The sequence below is a fragment of the Sphingobium sp. DEHP117 genome, assembly GCF_030867385.1.
Classification (GTDB): domain Bacteria; phylum Pseudomonadota; class Alphaproteobacteria; order Sphingomonadales; family Sphingomonadaceae; genus Sphingobium.
Genome location: NZ_JAPFBJ010000003.1, coordinates 15,733 through 34,458 on the forward strand (window position 1 = coordinate 15,733; position 18,726 = coordinate 34,458).

General features: G+C 61.6%; 19 protein-coding genes and 1 pseudogene. 1 reads left to right on the top strand and 19 read right to left on the bottom strand.

Translation table 11 applies throughout. From position 1 onward, the window contains the following. Positions 1-40: 40 nt before the first annotated feature. From OOT33_RS12520 to OOT33_RS12565, 10 genes and pseudogenes are all read right to left on the bottom strand, one after another. A pseudogene (locus tag OOT33_RS12520) lies at positions 41-826 on the bottom strand (ArdC family protein); the annotation flags it as partial. Positions 827-1,342: 516 nt separating this feature from the next. Next, a complete protein-coding gene (locus OOT33_RS12525) occupies positions 1,343-1,783 on the bottom strand; it encodes a hypothetical protein (protein WP_137775485.1) in 441 nt (146 codons plus the stop codon). 69 nt (positions 1,784-1,852) lie between these two features. Then, complete coding sequence (locus OOT33_RS12530; RefSeq protein WP_058454896.1) at positions 1,853-2,494, bottom strand: lytic transglycosylase domain-containing protein; 642 nt, start codon at positions 2,492-2,494, stop codon at positions 1,853-1,855. Continuing rightward, positions 2,482-2,961: a S26 family signal peptidase gene (locus tag OOT33_RS12535; protein ID WP_369815587.1), complete on the bottom strand. Its 480-nt coding sequence runs from the start codon at positions 2,959-2,961 to the stop codon at positions 2,482-2,484. Before OOT33_RS12535 ends, OOT33_RS12530 begins: the two co-directional genes overlap by 13 nt. 34 nt (positions 2,962-2,995) lie before the next feature. Further along, positions 2,996-3,304 carry a helix-turn-helix domain-containing protein gene (locus OOT33_RS12540; RefSeq protein ID WP_082657684.1) on the bottom strand — a complete coding sequence of 103 codons (309 nt, stop codon included), beginning with the start codon at positions 3,302-3,304 and terminating at the stop codon, positions 2,996-2,998. Positions 3,305-3,334: 30 nt separating this feature from the next. Beyond that, positions 3,335-4,216, bottom strand: a complete 882-nt coding sequence (locus OOT33_RS12545) for a phytanoyl-CoA dioxygenase family protein (RefSeq protein ID WP_082731460.1) — start codon at positions 4,214-4,216, stop codon at positions 3,335-3,337. Between the two features lie 5 nt (positions 4,217-4,221). Continuing rightward, positions 4,222-4,836, bottom strand: coding sequence for an acyl-homoserine-lactone synthase (locus tag OOT33_RS12550; protein WP_058454899.1), 615 nt, complete (start codon positions 4,834-4,836; stop codon positions 4,222-4,224). Positions 4,837-4,928: 92 nt separating this feature from the next. Beyond that, complete coding sequence (locus tag OOT33_RS12555) at positions 4,929-5,675, bottom strand: LuxR family transcriptional regulator (protein ID WP_066113774.1); 747 nt, start codon at positions 5,673-5,675, stop codon at positions 4,929-4,931. 86 nt (positions 5,676-5,761) lie between these two features. Further along, positions 5,762-6,088 (bottom strand): helix-turn-helix domain-containing protein, encoded by a 327-nt coding sequence (locus tag OOT33_RS12560; protein WP_017499963.1) that lies wholly within the window; start codon positions 6,086-6,088, stop codon positions 5,762-5,764. A 482-nt stretch (positions 6,089-6,570) separates the two neighbouring features. Further along, complete coding sequence (locus OOT33_RS12565) at positions 6,571-7,716, bottom strand: CaiB/BaiF CoA-transferase family protein (RefSeq protein WP_041685272.1); 1,146 nt, start codon at positions 7,714-7,716, stop codon at positions 6,571-6,573. Between the two features lie 116 nt (positions 7,717-7,832). Between OOT33_RS12565 and OOT33_RS12570 the strand changes: the two genes are divergently transcribed. Continuing rightward, the gene (locus OOT33_RS12570; protein WP_217352622.1) at positions 7,833-8,798 is read left to right on the top strand and encodes a LysR family transcriptional regulator; all 966 of its coding nucleotides are present in this window, start codon (positions 7,833-7,835) and stop codon (positions 8,796-8,798) included. Positions 8,799-8,921: 123 nt separating this feature from the next. Here the strand turns inward: OOT33_RS12570 and OOT33_RS12575 are convergent. The 9 genes from OOT33_RS12575 to OOT33_RS12615 all read right to left on the bottom strand — a co-directional run bounded on the left by OOT33_RS12575 (position 8,922) and on the right by OOT33_RS12615 (position 18,665). Next, positions 8,922-9,682, bottom strand: a protein-coding gene (locus OOT33_RS12575) for an IS5 family transposase (RefSeq protein WP_307750381.1) whose coding sequence is annotated in 2 segments (ribosomal slippage) — positions 8,922-9,358 and positions 9,358-9,682 — 762 coding nt in all. Because the reading frame shifts where the segments join, the coding sequence is not laid out codon by codon here. Positions 9,683-9,815: 133 nt separating this feature from the next. Continuing rightward, positions 9,816-10,394, bottom strand: a complete 579-nt coding sequence (locus tag OOT33_RS12580; RefSeq protein ID WP_307750382.1) for a TonB-dependent receptor domain-containing protein — start codon at positions 10,392-10,394, stop codon at positions 9,816-9,818. Beyond that, positions 10,391-10,840: a TonB-dependent receptor plug domain-containing protein gene (locus tag OOT33_RS12585; protein ID WP_307750383.1), complete on the bottom strand. Its 450-nt coding sequence runs from the start codon at positions 10,838-10,840 to the stop codon at positions 10,391-10,393. The genes OOT33_RS12580 and OOT33_RS12585 overlap by 4 nt, the downstream gene beginning before the upstream one ends. A gap of 182 nt (positions 10,841-11,022) precedes the next feature. Next, positions 11,023-11,925, bottom strand: a complete 903-nt coding sequence (locus tag OOT33_RS12590; RefSeq protein ID WP_054525393.1) for an SDR family oxidoreductase — start codon at positions 11,923-11,925, stop codon at positions 11,023-11,025. 105 nt (positions 11,926-12,030) lie between these two features. Then, positions 12,031-13,176: an acyl-CoA dehydrogenase family protein gene (locus OOT33_RS12595; protein ID WP_011415064.1), complete on the bottom strand. Its 1,146-nt coding sequence runs from the start codon at positions 13,174-13,176 to the stop codon at positions 12,031-12,033. 37 nt (positions 13,177-13,213) lie between these two features. Further along, entirely contained in the window at positions 13,214-14,452 is a 1,239-nt protein-coding gene (locus tag OOT33_RS12600; RefSeq protein WP_011415063.1) for a thiolase family protein, read from the bottom strand. 43 nt (positions 14,453-14,495) lie between these two features. Then, positions 14,496-15,242, bottom strand: a complete 747-nt coding sequence (locus OOT33_RS12605) for an enoyl-CoA hydratase-related protein (RefSeq protein WP_307750384.1) — start codon at positions 15,240-15,242, stop codon at positions 14,496-14,498. 114 nt (positions 15,243-15,356) lie between these two features. Continuing rightward, positions 15,357-16,901: a class I adenylate-forming enzyme family protein gene (locus tag OOT33_RS12610; protein ID WP_026108915.1), complete on the bottom strand. Its 1,545-nt coding sequence runs from the start codon at positions 16,899-16,901 to the stop codon at positions 15,357-15,359. Between the two features lie 129 nt (positions 16,902-17,030). After that, the gene (locus tag OOT33_RS12615; protein WP_307750385.1) at positions 17,031-18,665 is read right to left on the bottom strand and encodes a GMC family oxidoreductase N-terminal domain-containing protein; all 1,635 of its coding nucleotides are present in this window, start codon (positions 18,663-18,665) and stop codon (positions 17,031-17,033) included. Positions 18,666-18,726 lie beyond the last annotated feature (61 nt).

The following is an 18,726-nucleotide window of genomic DNA, read 5'->3' on the forward strand; positions in this document are numbered from 1 at the left end:
GCGTCCATCGCCGACCTTACTGCAATGTTGCGGGCGGCGCAGACTGTCCAGATAAGGCGACCAGTTCCTCGCGGGCGTAGTCCTTGCTGCCGAACGGGTTGAGAATCTTGCGGTCGAGGCGCGAGGCGTGGCCGGTCGAATGGGTCAGTTCGTGCAGCGCGGTGCGATAATAGTTGATCTGCTCGAAGAACGCGGGTTGCGGCGGAACCTGCACATAATCATGCGCGGGTACATAGAAGGCACGGTTGCCGCCGATGCGGAAATCGACGCCCGATGCGGCAATAACCGCTTCGGCGACGGGCACGATCTGGCGTTCGGGGAGCGGCGCGGGGCCGGCGGCAAGGCCGGGGCGCAAGCCTTCGCATTGCGCGACGTTGAACACGGTGAAGCGTTTGAGGAAGGGCACGGCGCGGGCCTCGTCGCCGGTCAGGCGTGCGCGTTCCTTCTCGGCCTCGGGGGTGAAGCGGTCGGCATAGACAACGGTGGTCCCGCGCTCGCCCTTGCGGACGTTGCCGCCTGCTTCAAGGGCTTGGCGGAAGGTCAGCCACGATTGCGAAGGATAACCGCACTCGATAACCGCGCCCCAGAGAATGAGCACGTTGACGCCGCTGTAATTGCGGCTGGTGAGCGCATTGCGCGGAAGGCCGGGGGCGGCGGAGAAGCCTTGACCATTGGGGCGGCCCCAAGGCTGGACCCAAGGAACGCGGCCCGCCTCAAGTTCGGCAACGATCCGGTTCGTCACCTCGTCGTAAAGATTGGCGCGCTCTGCCGGGGGCTGGCTCCTGCCAGCTTCTCCGCGCGCGCGATGCTTGCCGCTCTGGCGCATGGCTATCCTCCTGCACCGCCCCAAAAACCCCAGGGCCTCCCCCGGAGCGGGGGTGGGCGGCGAACTGCGACCTGCCGGGCGCGGCCAGAAGGCGGTCCGCACCCGCAGGGCCGCAATGCAATGGAGGAGCCGAGCCCGAGCGCAGTCGAGGGCCGGCTTGCGGGACGCCGGGCCGGGCCCAGAAGGGAGCGCCGTCCACCCGTGCGACGAGGGGAAGGCCCAACGAAAAACGCCGCCGCGCCGGTCAGGCGCGGCGACGACAGGCCGGAGCAAGGCTCCGGCATCCCGCCAGTCCGATCATCACCTTTGGCCGGGACGCGCGAAGCGTGGCCCGGTGGAGCTTGGCGAACGGATGTGAGCCTAGCGGAATAGAGCGGCGGTCGCGCCGCAGGCGCGAGGCGCCCAAAAACCCGGATGCGTCAGGTCAGACCCTGCCGTCTTGACGCACTCTCGCCATGGTCGCCTTACGCGACGGTGACGCGGAGGCGAGCACTCGGCCGACTGACCCGCCGCGGATCAACCGTGCAGCGGGGATCCGTGCGAACCGGTGCGAGCGGTCATCGCGGGCAACAGGCTCATCATGGCGGCACTGGCGATGATGATCGCGCCGACCGCCGCGGCGATGCCGGTCGCGGTCGGCCGCGCGCCGCCGAGATGCATCAGGCCGGAGACGACGCTGTGGCCGGCGATCCCGGCGGGCACAGCGAAGAGAAAAGCGACCGCCCCGCGAACTGGAACCGGCAACCGTGACGCGATGAGCATGCGTCCGATCAGCAAGGCCGCGACGCCGACGACGAGGCCGAGAAGCAGGCCGAGCAACAGCCCCAGCTCGCCACCCGCCGCCCACAGAAAGGTGGCCGCACCCAGCCCGACCGGGAGCGCGAAGACGGCGAGCCGGAACATCGCCCAGGCGAAGAGGACGATGCCGGTGGCGGAAAGGATCAGACCGAGCAGCATGACGACCAACTCCATAGCCTCGGAACATAGCAGAAACACGAATCCGCATGAAGCCCGGATCGGTGCTCACTACGGACGGCCTGGCGCAGCCGTCTCGGGCGGCCCTGCGCGTAGCACGACGAACAGCGTGGCCGCGCCGGCTTCGCTCCGGCCGGCAGGGGGCCGGTCGCCGATCGCGAAGAAGATGGCATTGGCGGTACGCGGCGTTGCACTGGCGGCCGCGACAGCCGACTGGGAATTGACGGGCACTCCGGCGACGCTCGCGAGATAGGCGCGGGTCTCGCCGGGCAGCGCGCGGCCGGTCCGCACGTGCTCGGCATAGCGTGCCGGTCCCGCATTATAGGCTGCGAACAGACCGGGATAGCCGAAGCGGTCATACATCAGGCGAAGATAGAGCGTCCCCGCCAATATGTTGTCGCGCGGGCTATGTGGATCGGACCCGAGCCCGAGCCGCGCGCGCATTTCGGACCAGGTGCCGGGCATGAGCTGCATCAGCCCCATCGCGCCGGCGTGGCTGGTGATCGGGCGACCGTCCAGCATCGTGCGTCCGCCGCTCTCGGCGCGCATGACGCGCTCGATCCATTCTACCGGCACGCCGAAACGCGCCGAGGCTGCCTCGATATAAGGCCGCCAGTGAACGACCGACTGCGCGCCAGCCGGCGCCGCCGCTAGCAGCGCCAAGGCGGTGATGGCGACCCTCAGCCCAGCCACAACAGCCGCGCCTCGCCGATGACGTCGCCGCGCGATGTCGGTCCGAAATAACGCCCGTCGAACGAATCCGGGCTGTCCATCAGGAGGAACAGCGCACCGGTTCTCAGTGTCACACATCCGCTCCACCGCGGCATCGGCCGCCCGCGGCCGTCAGCTTCGCGGCGATCAGTGACTGGGCGGCCATTTACGGAGATATCGCGACCACGGGCGCAAACGCGGTCGCCGGGCACGGCCGCGACGCGCTTCACCAAAGGGACGTTGATCGGAATGTAGCGCCGCTCGGCGGCGAGCCGGCGCCAGCGGTCGGGCACGCGGGCCAGCACCATGTCGCCAGCCGCGATGTCGTGACGGCCGCCAACGGCATAGAGGCCGATCGGCGCGCTGGCCGACACGTTCCAGACCAGCCGCGGCGTCGGGGGCAGCGCGATCGTCGCCGTCAGCGCGGCGACGCCAACACTGATCAGCACGGAGGCCCGAACCGGCAGACGGGAGGGTAACAGCCTAGCCATTTCCGCCATCCCGCATGTTCGCGCGCGACCAGGCCTCGATATCGTCGATATGGTAGCGCCAGACGGTGCCGTGTTTCCGGCAGCACGGACCGCGCCGCTCGCGGCGCATCTTCTTGAGCGTGTCCGCTGCGAGGCCGAGATGGAACGCGGCCTGCTTGGTTGTCAGGAACGGGCAATGTTCGCGTGCCCGCCGGGCGCGCTCCGCGGTCGAAGATACAGCTCCACCGTTCACAGCGGGCGGCGCCACCTCGGTCGGTGTTCGTGCGCCGCCGCCTGCTTTGTCGTTCGGATCGTGTGTCATGGATGCAGCGTCTAGTCCGACGAACCCGCGTTACCCGCCGATCAGGCCCGCACGCGCCGCTTCCTGATCCGCGACGTAGGCGTCCAACATGTCCGCCTGACCGGGAAGCAGCGCGTCGATCGCCGGGAGGCCGTCAATATCGTCGCGGTAAAGCAGCACCGATGGGCACTGGCCTTCGACATTACCGAGATTGGGGCGATGCTGGGCATAGCCGATGAGCGCGGCCAGATCGGGATCGAACGCTCGAGCGATGGCGGGCGGGTAGACGAGATACTGATTCTCGAACGTCCGCAGCCATCCGAGGCAATAGGAGGTGATGACCGCGCGGCGCACATGATCGGACTGGTTAGCGCCGGCACCATGCAGGATCGATCCGAGGAACAGCAGCGCGGAGCCGGGTGGCATTTCGGCGGCGACCGGACGTGCATCGCCCGGTTGCGATGCCGCATCGTGATGGCTGCCCGGCCAGACCAGCGTCGCGCCACTCTCCAGCGTGAACGGATCGATCGGCCAGATGACGTTGATCTGATAGTGCATCCCGGTCTTGACGCCGCCCCAGAGATCCTGGTCGCGGTGCGGCACCTGCGCGAGCGCGCCGGGATGGATTTCGATCGCCTGGGTGAGGTTGAGAACGATACGATCGCACCATTCCCCGAGCACCGTTTCGGCGATACCGCAGATGATCGGGTGCAGCACAAGGCCGGCGATATGCCGTGAACGCCGCAACAACGCGCCAAAGCGCTTGGTGCGGGCTCCGTAGAATCCGCCTTCGCAAAAGGGCGTGGCGACGAAGCGCGGTGCGAGTTCGGCTTCGAGCGCGGTGATTAGCTCGGTCGGCACGGCGTTATCGACAATGACATAACCGTCGGCGAGCAGCATCGCGGCTAGGCGGGCGGGGTCGTGCATCGCCATTCCCTTCACGCGGCTCTTGCCGCCGCATCGGGAGTGATCGCACCCGGCACATAGATGCCGTTCGACGCCAGCAGCGCAGGCGTACCGGCGCAGATCTCGATGCGGAACGCTCCAAGGAACGCGCCATCGATGCGGCGCGCGGGGCCGAGCGGCGCTGCGCGCCAGCCCATCGCCAAAACCTCCTCGCGAAAAGCAGCGGTCACGACGCCGGTTAGCATGGTGATTCCGCTGCCGAGCGCATGATCGACCATCGCCGAGATGAGCCGGTTGCGGACACGCAGGCGTCCGGGGGCGCCCAATCGTTGCGGCAGGCAAAGTCGCGTAATCTCGCGAACCTGCTCCCCCCGGGGCGCATCGCACTCGCAGAGCGACGCGAAACGATCGGCGAGCAGATGCGCGCCCTCTGTCGATAGCAGCCGCATCGACCCCTGGTGAATGCAGCCATCGTCGGTGGCGATCAGATAGACCGCCTTGTCGCCGTCATAGCTGTCGATTTCATAGCGGCCGCCGACGACCGGAACATCCCAGCCCAGCAGATCGACGAACAGGGTCTTGCGGTCCTCGAACATCGAGGCGGCGCGCGCATCGGTAAGCGAGCACCCTTGGACAATATGGATCATAGCAGTAGCTCCCGTTCAACGTGAACGGTCGCAAAAGGAGCAGAGATGCGGAGTTCAAACAGTCGTCAATATTGAGGATGCGGCGATCCTACTCAGAAGCGCGGGACGATCTCCTCGATGCAGACGATCCCGCAGGCGAGCGCGATCGCCGGGAGCTGCGCGCGGGAATAGATGCCGAAATGCTCGCGCAGGTCGCGCATGTAGGTGCGCACGGTCGTTGGCGCGATGTGCATCATGATCCCGATCTCGACGTCGCTCTTGCCCATCGCCGCCAAGCGAAAGCATTCGAGCCGCTTTGGGCTGAGATGGGGCAATTCCAGGCGGCGCGCCGGAAAGCCGTGCAAGCGCCGCGCCTCGGTAAAAGCCTCGCTCGCCATCAGCGTCGCGATCCGGCAGATATGCGATGGCGGCAATTGCCCGTCGCGCGTTGCGAACGTACAGCATCCGGGCGGCTCGCCGGCGACGCCAATCGGAACGGTGAGGCCGTTGCGCAGGCCATGACGCGCGGCTTCGCGCACGATGCGCGCCTGCCGCCGCGTGAAGCCGCCCAGCAGTCGCTCCATTTCGTGCCAGCCGAACGCCCGGCTTGTCGAGCGCGCCGCGAGCAAGGCGGGATCGTCGCGGTAATAGCCTTCGGCGACGAAAACGTCGCCCCAGCTCTGGAAATTGTCCATGCGGAAATATCGCCCACCGGGCTGAAAGAAGGCCATGCTCTGGACGATCGCGAGCCATGGGAGGCCGAGCTGGCGTGCGGCGGCCTCGCTGCAACTGAACAGCTCGCGATCACTGTTCGCGCGCCTGGCCTGCTTAATATAGGCATCGAGGTCGCGAAACGGCACCGAGGGGCACTCCTTTCGACGCGCGCGTTGCGGGCGCGTCTATCGGGCGCGTGGTTCCAGCCCACGCGCGTGCAGCCCCCGATGATTTACTTGGTCTTGCTCGGCCGCCCCGTCGGCTTGTGCGGATGGCGCCGGAGCGTCACCGCCGGGCGCGCCAGTATCGCGCCGATTTCCAGTTCGTCGTCCGAAACGATCGAGATCGATATCCGGCCGGACAAGAGATAGACGGCATTGACGCCGAGTGCCTTCGCGAGCCGCTCCATTGCTTTCAGCGTCGGGCTCGACCGGCCATTTTCGATCGCACTCAGATAAGAGCTGCTCGTGCCCGCATCATGGGCGAGCGCTTCTTGCGTGATGCGCATCGCAAGCCGCAATTTCCTGAGATTCAAACTGAAGGACTTCGACGCATCCATAAGGGCGTAAGTTCACGCCCTGCGACCATTACTCCACACTGGATACAGGTTGGAGTTATTATCTATATTATTACGTTTTTACAAATATTTAAATGAGATTCCCGAACAACGCGCACTCAACTCTGATGCGGATTCTCAGGCGCGCCAAAAGACCGCATTCGGACGGTCGAATCGGTCGATGACCGAAGCCCTCACGCCAGGACATTGGCCGTGGCCGCCGCAGTGGAAATCCCATCGGCGTCGTCACATCCGGGGCGAGCATTGATTTCAAGCGCCGAGCGAATCACGATGCGAACAACGTCCCGTGGACACGTCCGCAATCGCCGTTCCGGCGTGGCGTACAGGAATCATCGGATAGTTTGACGTGCCTGTGTGTCGTTGTCTCCTTTGATTTGAATGCAGCGAAGCGGAGCGTCGCATTGGTTCATAGTTATGAAATCACCGTTCGTGTCGGGCCGCTGGCCGCCCACCATGCCAACCGACTACTCGCAACAGTCGGTTCTGGCGGTAATCCCGCAGCGGTCCGGTTTGCTCCAGCCCCGCCGAATTGTACTCGGATCTTCATGATGCAGCGGGATCGGTCCGGGGATCGGTAGTGACGAGCCCGAAAAACGTGGCGCCGGCATTGCCTGAAGGATATTGTCGATCTCCCGATAGACGCCTCGCGCTGCCATATGAGGATGGCGCGCCGCTTCGTCCGGATCAAGCACGGGGGCAAAGCAGGCATCGCTGCCTTCCAGCAGTGCGCGCCATTCTTCCCGTGTCCGCATGGCGAATATCTCGCTAAAACGCTGCTTGAGCTCGGGCCAGGCATCACGATCATAGCCGTCGTCAAAACTGCTATCGCCGGCCAACCCCAGCTTTTTGCAAAGCAGCGCATAGAACTTGGGCTCGAGTGATCCGACTGAGATGAAATTCCCGTCGGCGCACCGATAGGTCGAGTACCAGTGAGGGCCGTCAAGGATGCTGCAGCCGCGTATGCTGGCAACCTGGCCGGCGGCCTTCAGGCTCAGGAGCAAGTTCATCATGTGAGCGCTCCCATCGACGATCGCGGCGTCAACCACTTGCCCATTCCCGGTATCCCGGGCGTGCATTGCCGCTGCGAGGACGCCGATGGCCAAATAAAGCGCTCCACCCCCAATATCGCCTACCAGGCTTGGCGGCGCCATTGGCGGTTCACCAGGATGCCCAGCATACCAAAGGGCTCCTGACAGCGCGATATAGTTGATGTCATGGCCGGCCGCTTGGGCGAGAGGTCCCTGCTGCCCCCAACCCGTCATGCGACCGAATACAAGGCGGGGGTTACGCGCTAGGCAAACCTCGGGACCAAGGCCGAGCCTCTCCATCACCCCAGGCCGCATGCCTTCGATCAGTACATCGCCCCTTTGGACGAGATCCAGGACATGCGCGACGCCTTCGGGGGACTTCAGATCCAAGGCAATTACACGTTTCCCGCGGTTCACAATGGCGCCGCTGCCAAGATCGATATTTTCGGAGTTAGGGCTTACGCGTTCAATGACGACGACATCGGCGCCAAGGTCGGCCAACAGCATTCCGCAAAACGGCGCCGGGCCGATGCCCGCAATTTCGAGTATTTTGAGGCCTGCAAGCGGACCAGTTTTCGTCATTCAGGCATACCTGCGTCTGAGACCTTGGCGCTTTGATCCAGGCCGTTTCGCCGCTCCAGATTTCGAGACGGGTTGCAGTCGTGCTGGGCGGCAGTGTCGAAAGTAAGACTGGCAAAATGACCTTGATTCGCCTAATTCATTCTCTGGAGCAATTATTCCTGTGGGGCATGTCCATGCTCGATTCTCGCCTCAAGCATGCCGTCGCGGTTGGTCAGCTTCGTTCCTTCTCCAGGGCAGCGGATGCGGTTGGTGTCACGCAGTCGGCGGTGACCAAGAGTGTCGCTGAACTCGAACGGTATCTTGGCTATTCCCTTTTCCATCGGACCTCACGGGGCGCGATGCCGACAGAGGAGGGACGCGAATTTATCGATCGCGCAGCGCGCTTGCTTGCCGACGCAGCTGAACTACTCGGAGATACAGCCCGCCGCGCCGACGCCTATGCGGGCCCGCTTCGAATCGGACTGTTCCCAGGGTCAATCGACTGGTTGCTCACCCAACCTCTGGTTTCTTTGCTGCGGCGCCATCCGGCAGTGCGCGTCGAAGTCGTTTCGGGCAACAGCGAAAGGGGCGTGCGACTCCTGTCGCGCGGCGATATCGATGTCGCCTTTGGACTTGAAGCGGCCTTTGCACGCTGGCCGGAATTCAAGTGCGAGCGGGTCGCCTCGATCGAAATACTGCCTTTTGTGCGGAACAATCATCCCATTCTGGGGATAAACCCGACCAGCAAGGAGCCGCTGGTCCAGTTCGAATTCGTAGTGCCCTCATCTTCCGAACCCTACACATCGATCATTCAGCAGATGTACGAAAAAAGCGGTAAGCGTCCCGCTGACTGGATCCACATGACAGACTATTTTCAATTGGTTCGACGGATCGTTGCCACATCCGATGCTATCGGGATGGTTGCAAAACAGTTCACCGAGAACTCATGGTTTCGCGCCAATTTCGTGGCCTTGGAGGGAATCGGTTTATTCGATCCATTGACGCTTTGTTATGCTGTGCGTAGCCGCTGGCAGGTAAAACCGGCTGGCCGTGCGCTCGTCAGCCTTGTTCGTCAGGCATGGCGCACCGCACCATCGGATTAACGGCAAGGGGGCGGGGTGCGATCGGAAATCCGCTGCATCCGTCGCGATCAGCTAGAGCATTTCGCGCAGAAGTGGGAACCGGCTTTCCGGCAGGAAATGCTCTAGGCTGTGGTGACGATTTAATCATTTGATCCAGAGCATGATGCTGGCGAGTTTGATGAAGCCGAGGAAGTTGGCGGCGAGTTTGTCGTAGCGTGTGGCGATGCGCCGCCATTGCTTGAGCTTGGCGAAGAAGCCTTCGATGCCCCATCGCTGGCGATAGGCGATACGGTCGTAGCGGTGCTGATATGTGCGATGGCGACGGGGCGGGATGACCGGCTCGCCGCCTTGCTCGTAGATGAGGTCATGCAGGCTGTCGGCATCGTAGGCGCGGTCGGCCAGAACCATCCCGGCCGGTATGCCCCGGATCAGATCGCAAGCTGGCGCCATGTCGTTTTGCTGGCCGGGACCGAGGATGAAGCGGATCGGCAGACCAAGAGCGTCGACTACGGCGTGGACCTTGGTGCCGAAGCCGCCTCTGGAGCGGCCGAGAGCCTGGGCTTGAACGCCCCCCTTTTTACCCGTGCTCCCGCCGCCTGGGCCTGAGCGCGGATCACCGTCGCATCGATCGCCAGCCATTCGATGTCGGGATCATCCGATACCGCCTCGAAAATCCGGTCGATCACACCTTGCTCGACCCAGCGGTAATAGCGCCGCTTGGCCGTCTGATAGGAGCCAAACCTCTCCGGAAGATCGCGCCAACGACCGCCCGATCGTGCCAACCACAAGAGCGCATCAAGAAACCGCCGTCCGTCACTGCGCGGACCGCGCTTGCCCTTGCGGCCACCCGGCACAAACTCACGCAACCGATCCCACTGATCGTCCCGAAGAACCTCGCCTTCCACACCAGCCCCCAAAAGCCAGCGTTGAATCAGACTTCCCCCTCAGTGTGAATCCCTAAAATGTCACCACAGCCTAGCAAATTGATCTTGGGCATTTTCCGAGTTGGCGGGTGATTCCACTCGCCTCGAAAATGGCCTAGAAGCTAATCGCCACTTCTCCGCCGATGACGCGCCCCCTGTTTAGCGGTGAAAGGCTTGCACCCGTGCCCCCGAAGGCCGCCGGCAAAGGTGTATCGCCGCCAATCGTCACCTCATTCAGGAGGTTTCGGCCATAGATGGAGAAGCGCCAGTGCTTGTTGTCGGTCGCCAATGTGAGGCTCGCATCGAGCATATCGGCGCCCTGAAGGAAGCCGACGTTGTTGTCGGTGAATGCCGCCTTGTCGCGATGCGTGAAGCTGACACGCGCCGTTGCTGTCCCCAATTCGCCAAGCTGCTGATCATAAGTCAGCCCCACGCCATAGGTCCATGGCGACAGCCTTGGCAATTTGAGCGCACGATCCACATCGTTGATGACGCCATCACCGCTGAGGTCGAACTGGACGTTGCGATACTGGCCATTCACGTAGCCGAGCTGACCCGAAATCACGAGGTTGGACAAAAGAAAAAACTGCCCCTCGGCCTCGACGCCTTTGATTGTGGCGTCGGCGGTGTTCCGTATGACCTGGCTGACGCCAAGCGGTCCGGGCAGGTTGATCTCGCGCTGCAGGTCCTTCATGCGATTGTAGAAGGCCGCCCCTCAAGGTCGAAGTTGTCCAGCACGACACCAGCGTTGATGCCGAGGTAAATACCGTCAGTGAAAACGCCTACGGTGGGGTCGATCGATGGGATCGTGCTGTTGATGCCGAGGCCCCGGATAGTGAAATTGGCATAGCCCGGTGCCGTACCCACATCCTCGAGCTGGACGTTGGGAACGTCGTAGCTCAGACTTTGAAGATTCTGGACGAACTTGGCATCCAACTGCGCTTCACCAAAAGCCGTGACCGCCATCGGTACTTTCTGCACGCTTTCGCCATAGCCCTTTTTGGTGGCGGTAACGACAATGTCCTCAGCCAGCGCTTCCGTGGCGCTCCCGGTTTGGTCGTTCGCCTGGGGCGTTGCTTCCTGGGCAAATGCTGTTCCCGAGCACAACAACGCGGCAGACGCCAATAGACATCCTCTCATGGCTGATCCTCTCTTCCCAGGAGATATTGTGTAGTTCATGCCGTTTGGCGGCATTTGAGGGCCGTCGTCCAATTCAATTCGCTGCAGAACTATTCCTGCTGCTCATCGATATCTGGCGGCGGCACGACGCCATCGGCAGCCCGACGGCCGCTCAAAAATATCATGGTAATTCATTGGGTTGATTACGCTCTCAGCGCCCGTTCTACCGCCTCAAGGCTGTCATTCAGCCCGAGCGGGTGCTCGGCATCCGTGAAGTCGACAATTCTACCCCAGTGCCGGGCGACATCATCGAGCGTGAACGCCCTGTCCGCTCCGAAGGCGTGCCCAAGCGCGCGCTCCCACCTAAGCTTGGCGATATAGCCGGCTCCAACTTCAAAAAGCCCTTTGGTTTCGCTGCAATTCTCGTGCGCAAGCCAACCGACCAATGGACTGATCGCTTCCGCTCTGAGATTGGCGAGAAACTCTTGTGGAAAGGCGGTCGCGGTCATACGCGATGCGGCGATTGGGGCGATCGTATTAACCTGGATGTTTCTGGACCGCCCCTCCTCCGCCAGCGCGTTCGCAAGCCCCAATATTCCGAGCTTGGCTGCGGCATAGTTGGCCTGACCGAAGTTGCCGTAGATTGCGGCTGCAGACGTGGTCATGACGATGCGGCCATAGCCCTTGTCGCGCAGTATCGGCCATGCTGCCTGCGTCACTGCCCGCGTCCCATTCAGATGGACCCGCTGAAGCAGTGTCCAGTCTTCGTCGGTCATTTTGTGGAAGCTCACATCGCGCAGGATGCCGGCATTGTTGATGACGACGTCAACGGTTCCGAAGTTGTCAAGCGCGGCTTGGATGATCAGCGCGCCCTCCTCGACCGACGCATAATTTGCCACCGCCTGACCGCCCGTGGCTCGAATTTCGTCGACCACATTGTCAGCGGCTGTGGAGCAGCTGCCGCTCCCTTTCTCGTCGCCACCCAGATCATTCACCACCACCTTGGCTCCGCGCCCGCCAAACATCAGCGCGTACTGGCGCCCAAGTCCGCCTCCGGCTCCGGTCACAACCACTACCCTGCCATCGAAACGAAGCTCTTCGTCCATCGCTTGTCTGCCTCTTTTACCTGAGCGACGCATCTGCGCATTTGATCCTGTGCGAGTCAGGCACGCGGCTCCATTTCCGTCGACGCTGTCGTTTTCGTCTGAGCCTTACCGAAAGGCTTGAATGCCGGTCAGGGCGCGCGAAACAACAAGCTTTTGAATCTCCGTCGTGCCATCGGGGATGGGGCAAATGATCGCCTCACGCACCAGCCGCTCGACGATGAATTCGCGGGTGACGCCGTTGCCGCCATGGATCTGAAGCGCATCGCGCGTCGCTTCGATCGCCATTTCGGTGGCGTACCACTTGGCCATCGAGCATTCCGTCTCTGCGCGCGTGCCCGCCTGGACGAGGGATATTGCCCGGTGCGTCAACAGACGGGCTGCGTCGATCTTGGTCGCCATGATGGCGATCTTGTCGGCGATCAGCTGATGGCCGGCGATCTTCTTGCCATGCTGCGCGCGATCGCGAGCGTACGCGATCGCCTCATCCATTGCTCGCCGTGCGATGCCGATACTCCACATCGCCATATGGCAGCGGGCAATCTCGAACACTTGCAACGTATTGCGCAATCCATCGCCGACCCGGCCGATCGTGTTTGCCACCGGTACGCGGCATTCGGTCAGGAATATCTGTGCAGTCGATTGGCCGTTGAGCGCCATCTTCTGGATATCGCGCACCTCATACTCACTCTCGTCACGATCGACCAGGATGTGAGTGACTTCATTTTCGCCAGTCTTGCACGTACAGATGAAGATGTCCGAGTAGGCTCCGTTGGTGATCCAGGTCTTTTCGCCATTGATGACCCAGAAATCGCCGTCTCGTACGGCGCGTGTCTTGATGGCGGCGACGTCCGAGCCGACATCGGGCTCCGAGATGCCGAGCGAAACGAACTTCTCGGCCGCGACGAGGTCGGCAAGATAGCGTTGCTTGATCGTCTCCGGGGCGAAGCGGCGGATGAGTTCTGCGCCAACCGCGTTGATGAAGCCGGGTATGGCCACATCGAGCGAGGAATAGGCGATCTCCTCGAAAATGAGCAGATGAGTGAGCCATCCCATATCAAGCCCGCCCCATTGCTCCTGATGCGGTGCGGTAATATGGCCATAGCCGGTCAGTGCTTGAGTCCATTCCTTCATGAGCGGTTTGGGGATGAACCGCTCCCCATGCCGGCGGATTTCCGGCTCAAGCTTGTTGTCGAGAAAGCGGCGGACGGTTTCCACCGCCATGCGTTGTTCATCGGACAGCTCAAAGTTCATATCGTGACCCCGTGTTTCCCTAGGCGCGCTCTGACAACTACCGGCCCAGGATCGTGACGGCGACCACCGCCTCTTCCACCCCGATGACACCTCCGCCGTTCTGCGCGATCGCGAACCGGGCATTCGGAACCTGTCGATCTTCCGCCTCGCCGCGCAATTGCAGCGCAAGCTCGTAGATTTGGCCGAGCCCGGTGGCGCCGATCGGATGTCCCTTGCATTCAAGCCCGCCCGACGTGTTTACCGGAATACGCCCACCCAGCGCCGTCTCACCGCGCTCTGCCGCGAGTCCGCCCTCGCCAGGCGGCGTCAGGCCGAGCGCCTCGATTTCAATGATCTCGCCAACCGCCGTGGCGTCATGCACCTCCGCGACGCCAATATCTTCTGGCCCCACGCCGGCCATCGCATAGGCCCGGTTCGCCGCAAGGCGGCTGACATGGTGGTCATAATCAAAGGGATCGCGCGCGGCGCCGGTTTGCAGCACAGACGCCAGGATTCTTAGCGCCCTGTCCGGGGCTGCCGACAGTTTGCGCCGACCGGCTTCGCTGCAGATGATCGCAGCGGCGGCGCCGTCGCTGATCGGAGAGCACATCGGCAGTGTGAACGGGTAAACGATCGGAGGCGCAGCGAGTACACTTTCGACGGTATATGGGAGGCGATACTGGGCAAGCAGATTGCGCGTCGAATGCATGTGATTTTTCGCCGAGACGGCCGCGATTTGCGCTTGCGTCGAGCCGTAGGTCTTCATGTGCGCGCGTGCCATCGCGGCGTATACATCCATGAAAACGCTGTAAGGCTGACTCGATGTCGTTCCTTCCGGAACATCGACGCCATTGCCCATGGCCAGCAGCTGCGCGCGGCCCGACTCGGTTTCATGCACGTCCCAAGCGCCATCGAATGCACTGAACATGAGCGCCTTGTCGGGCGAGTACATCTTCTCCGCGCCGAGCGCGAGTACGACATCCGCTGCCCCCGATCGAACATAGGCGGCGGCCATGTGCAAGGCCGTGGAAGCCGTCGCACATGCGTTTTCGACATTCACCACGGGAACGCTTGAGATGCCCATCGCTCGCGCCACGATTTCGCCGCGGATCATGTCCTGGCCCTCCATATGCCCCTGGACGCAATTGCCGAAGAAGATGGCTTCGACATCGCCGGCGGTGCATCCTGCGTCGGAAAAGGCCTGCGACGAAGCTTCGGCGCAGAGCATTTTCAGGCTCTTGTCGAACTGTTTTCCGAACGGGGTCATCCCAACCCCCATGACGAATATGTCGGTCATTCGTTGATCCATTCTTCCAATGTGTTCCGCATCCGATCAGGTCTCACCGGTCGGAAAAATCGGGCTTCCGCTTCTCCCGGAATGCCGCCAGTCCTTCGACAATGTCGTTGGACAAGGCGTAAGCAGCCATGGCTTCGAGTTCCTGACGCAGCCCGACTTCGAGCGAGCTATCCTGCGCAGCGCGGACTAGCTGCTTCATGTAGGCGAGCCCTGGCCGGCTCTTTTCTGCAAGAGATTCTACCAGCGCTTGCGCTGCCGCAATGAGATCCTCGGGAGCAACCAGTTGGGTCACGAGTCCGGCTTCCTTCATCTCGGCAGCCGAGATGGTCCCGCCGGTCATCATCAGATGTTTCGCACGCGCTTCGCCGATCTTCCTAGGGAGTCGAACCGACCCTCCACCGCCGGGCAACAGGCCGTAATTTGCATGGGCGTCGCCAAATCTGGCCGGGTGCGCGGCAATGACGAGATCACAGCACAACACCAGTTCCAAGCCGCCGGCGAGCGTAAGGCCGTTGACCGCCGCAATTATCGGAAGGCGCGACGTCTCGATCCTGTTAAAAGCCTGACCGAGCCGCGGCAGAAACAGATTTAAGCGTTCGGCGAGAGTTTGTCCGCCTGTTCCATCGCCAATTGCGAGCAGATCCGCGCCAGCGCAAAACGCCCGTCCGGCGCCGGTAAGAATGCAAGCGCGCACCGTCGCATCTGCTTCCGCTGCCTCGATCGCTGCGGCTAGTTCCTCGGCCAAAGCCAACGACAGACTGTTCAACGCTGCCGGCCGGTTGAGGGTCACCCAAAGCGCTGGGCCGCGTTGCTCAACCAGGATGTATTCATAATCCATTGCAGTCTCCCGCGCGCCGGCAGGCGGTCACCGGAATAGAGGATGTGGCTAGGATGGCTGCGTCGGTCATGCCCCCGAAATGCGCCGGTCCTGGCCCGCCCAATAGGGCTCTCGAAGCTTTGAACGAAGCACCTTTCCGACATTGCTCAACGGCAGTGGCTCGGCGGTAAAAACGACCTTGCTTGGCTTTTTTGCGGAGCCCAGACGCTGGCGCACCAAATCTATTATCTCGGTCTCCGTGATTTGTGCTCCGGGCTTGACACGCACCATTGCAAGCGGCGTTTCACCCCATTTTTCATGGGGCACGCCAAAGACCGCGACCTCGAGTACACCGGGATGGTCGGCAATTACGTTTTCGATTTCGGTGGGATAGATATTGAAGCCGCCTGACACGATCATGTCGTTGTTGCGATCGAGCAGATACAAAAATCCGTTTGTGTCGATCATGCCGACATCGCCGGTTTTGACCCAGCCATCTTCCATGCGCCGGGCGGTTTCCTCCGGATCGTTCCAGAATTCCTCCATCTGGCCATTTTCGAACCGTGCGACGATCTCGCCGGGCTCGTTTGGTCCCAGCACCTTTCCGTCCTCGTTACGGATTTCGATATCGGCGCCGCTCATGGGACGTCCGACCGCCCGAATTGGGGCAGAACCTTCAAATTCGCCGAACCACTCGTTGGGCCCCATAGACGCGATGGGCAGGATTTCGGTCTGTCCATAGCCCGAATGAAGAACATGATTCCCGAATATCTGGCACGACTTGCGAAGCGTCGGCTCGGAGATCGGCGCTGAAGCACTCAGCAGAAACTTCAAATTCGGAAAGTGGCGGCCATATGCCCCGTCGTGATGCACTATGGCATTGAGCATGGTGGGGGCTACAAAGGCATGGCTGATCCGTTCCTGCTCGAGAGTGTCAAGAAAGGACGCTGGATCGAAGCCGTCCATCATCACGTTGCGGGCGCCGCAATACCAGGCCGGCACGAACAGGAAGCCCGATGCATGGGACAACGGGCCGACATGCAGAATGGCATCCCCTGGAGCCACTTGGGGGCCGATGCTGAAAAATGCGGCGGAGATCGTCATCCATGAACGGTGCCGATAGGCAACGCCCTTGGGTTTGCCCGTCGTGCCGCCGGTGTGGCGGATGACACAATAGTCCTCCGGCGCGACGACGGGATCGGGATCCCGGTCCGAGGCTGTCGCCAACCAATTCTCATAGTTGTGATCGCGGATAATGATCCGCTCAAGCGTCGGAGCTTGGGCATCCAGCCCCGCCAACTCCGAAGCCAATGCCTCATCGACCAGCGCCAACCGAGATCCGGTACTCGCGATCATATGGGCGTGCGCTTCACATCGGTTGCGCGCATAGAGAGGAACACGCGTATAGTTTCCAATGGCAGCCGCCAGTATGATGTCGGCGGCCTCGATGGAGTTCTTCTCCAGCGTAGCAATCCGGTCACCCGGTTGAAGGCCGCACTCCGCAAGAGCATTTGCGAGCTTCACGCCGCGCAACCAGGCTTCCGAGAAAGTCAACCGCCTGTGGCCGTGAACGAGAGCCTCTTGCTGGGCGAAATAACGTGCGGCGCGACGTATTTGCGTACGGACGTCCATCAGCCGCGCTCCTCTAAGGCGCTCGCCCACAATGGCGCAGTCGACACATAATAAACTGACATGCGATAGGCCTCTCCGGACTTCTTTTCGTAAGCATCTGTGTCTGCAGCATTGATCCAATCGTCCAATTCAATATTCTGCGATGCTATTCTTGCTGCTCATATTATCGTGCCGGATCATGTCGGCGGCTTTCTCGCCGATCATGATGCAGGTTGCATTGGTGTTGCCGTTGACGACTGATGGCATGATCGAGGCATCGGCCACGCGGATATTTGCGAGGCCGTGAACGCGCAGGCGGTTGTCGACCACCGCCATCTCGTCGGTGCCCATCTTGCATGTTCCCACCGGATGATAAGCATGATTGGCTTCTGCCCGGATATAGGCGTCGATCTCTTCATCAGTTTCAAGGTAGCGGTCAGGATAGAGAGGCCGTTTCATCATCGCCTTCATGCGATCCGAATGCATGATCTCCTGCACGACACGGAAGGCATTGCGCAACGTCTTGAGGTCGTCGGGATGACTCAAGAGATTGAGGTCGATCTTGGGATCGGATTCGGGGTTTGAGTCATGTAAGGCAACCCAGCCGCGGCTCTTTGGGCGCCCAATATTGAGAATGATCGTATAGCCCCATTTCGTCATCAGCTTGTAGTCGCGCGCATGGTCGCGATAGGCGAGCGGCACGACATGGACCTGGCAATCCGCCCGGTTCTGCCCCGGCGCGGATCGCAAGAAACCGCCTGCAGCCGTGGGCGGCGATGCCAGCCAGCTTTTCCTTTGCGTGAGATACTGGAATAGGTCTCGCACGGTCTTGATCGCGCCAACGACATTGAGTGCGATCCCGAGCCGCTTCTTCGACTGGTAGCTCAGCATCAGGTCAGGATGGTCGTGAAGATTCTGGCCGACACCGGGAATATCATGAATCACTTCGATTCCATGCTTCTCCAACTCATCACGCGGTCCGATACCGGAAAGCATCAACAGTTGGGGCGAATTATAGGCGCCGCCGCTGACAATGACTTCCTTTTCGCACGGGATCGTCTTCAACTGCCCGTCCTGGGAATACTCGACTGCCACCGCGCGGTTGCCCTCAAACCTGATACGATGGACGCGGGCATGTACTTCGACGCGGAGGTTGCCGCGCCTGCCCATCACCGGATCAAGGTAACACGCCTTCACGCTGGCGCGCTTCCCGTCCTTCACGGTAAACTGATAGATGCCGACACCTTCCTGGCTGGCCCCATTGAAGTCCGGATTGGCTTGATGGTCCAGTCCAGTCGCCGCCTCGATGAAAGCATCATAGACATCGAATTCGCGCTTGCCGTTGGATACGTGAAGCGGTCCCGACGAGCCGTGAAACTCATCCTCACCGCGCTCATTATTCTCAGCCTTGCGGAAATAGGACAGGACATCGTTGTAACCCCAGCCGTCGTTGCCGAGTTCGGCCCAGTGGTCGAAATCCGACCGGTCGCCGCGGATATAGACCATCCCGTTCATACCGCTCGATCCACCCAGCATCTTCCCGCGCGGATTGTAGAGGCGGCGGTCGTTGAGCGCCTTTGAAGGGTCGGTGTTGAACCGCCAGTTGAGCGTATTGATCCGATAGTCTTGGATCAGCGCCGCAAAAGCGCCGGGCGTGGACACAAGCGGCGAGGTGCCTGGGCCGCCTGCCTCGAGCAGGCAAACGGTGACATCGGGGTCCTCGGACAACCGGCTGGCGATAACGCCGCCCGACGACCCACCTCCAATAATTACATAGTCAGCCATTTGCTTCCCTTGTCATTCGACCCATGCTGGCGACCCGGCGTCATGCAACATGCCAGCATCA

Coding starts and splice junctions, on each gene's coding strand:
- OOT33_RS12525 (WP_137775485.1), bottom strand. CDS start 1,783: ATGCTGCTCGGTCTGATCCTTTCCGCCACCGGCATCGTCCTCTTCGCC.
- OOT33_RS12540 (WP_082657684.1), bottom strand. CDS start 3,304: ATGACACACGATCCGAACGACAAAGCAGGCGGCGGCGCACGAACACCG.
- OOT33_RS12545 (WP_082731460.1), bottom strand. CDS start 4,216: ATGGCGATGCACGACCCCGCCCGCCTAGCCGCGATGCTGCTCGCCGAC.
- OOT33_RS12550 (WP_058454899.1), bottom strand. CDS start 4,836: ATGATCCATATTGTCCAAGGGTGCTCGCTTACCGATGCGCGCGCCGCC.
- OOT33_RS12560 (WP_017499963.1), bottom strand. CDS start 6,088: ATGGATGCGTCGAAGTCCTTCAGTTTGAATCTCAGGAAATTGCGGCTT.
- OOT33_RS12565 (WP_041685272.1), bottom strand. CDS start 7,716: ATGACGAAAACTGGTCCGCTTGCAGGCCTCAAAATACTCGAAATTGCG.
- OOT33_RS12570 (WP_217352622.1), top strand. CDS start 7,833: ATGACCTTGATTCGCCTAATTCATTCTCTGGAGCAATTATTCCTGTGG.
- OOT33_RS12580 (WP_307750382.1), bottom strand. CDS start 10,394: ATGAAGGACCTGCAGCGCGAGATCAACCTGCCCGGACCGCTTGGCGTC.
- OOT33_RS12585 (WP_307750383.1), bottom strand. CDS start 10,840: ATGAGAGGATGTCTATTGGCGTCTGCCGCGTTGTTGTGCTCGGGAACA.
- OOT33_RS12590 (WP_054525393.1), bottom strand. CDS start 11,925: ATGGACGAAGAGCTTCGTTTCGATGGCAGGGTAGTGGTTGTGACCGGA.
- OOT33_RS12595 (WP_011415064.1), bottom strand. CDS start 13,176: ATGAACTTTGAGCTGTCCGATGAACAACGCATGGCGGTGGAAACCGTC.
- OOT33_RS12600 (WP_011415063.1), bottom strand. CDS start 14,452: ATGACCGACATATTCGTCATGGGGGTTGGGATGACCCCGTTCGGAAAA.
- OOT33_RS12610 (WP_026108915.1), bottom strand. CDS start 16,901: ATGGACGTCCGTACGCAAATACGTCGCGCCGCACGTTATTTCGCCCAG.
- OOT33_RS12615 (WP_307750385.1), bottom strand. CDS start 18,665: ATGGCTGACTATGTAATTATTGGAGGTGGGTCGTCGGGCGGCGTTATC.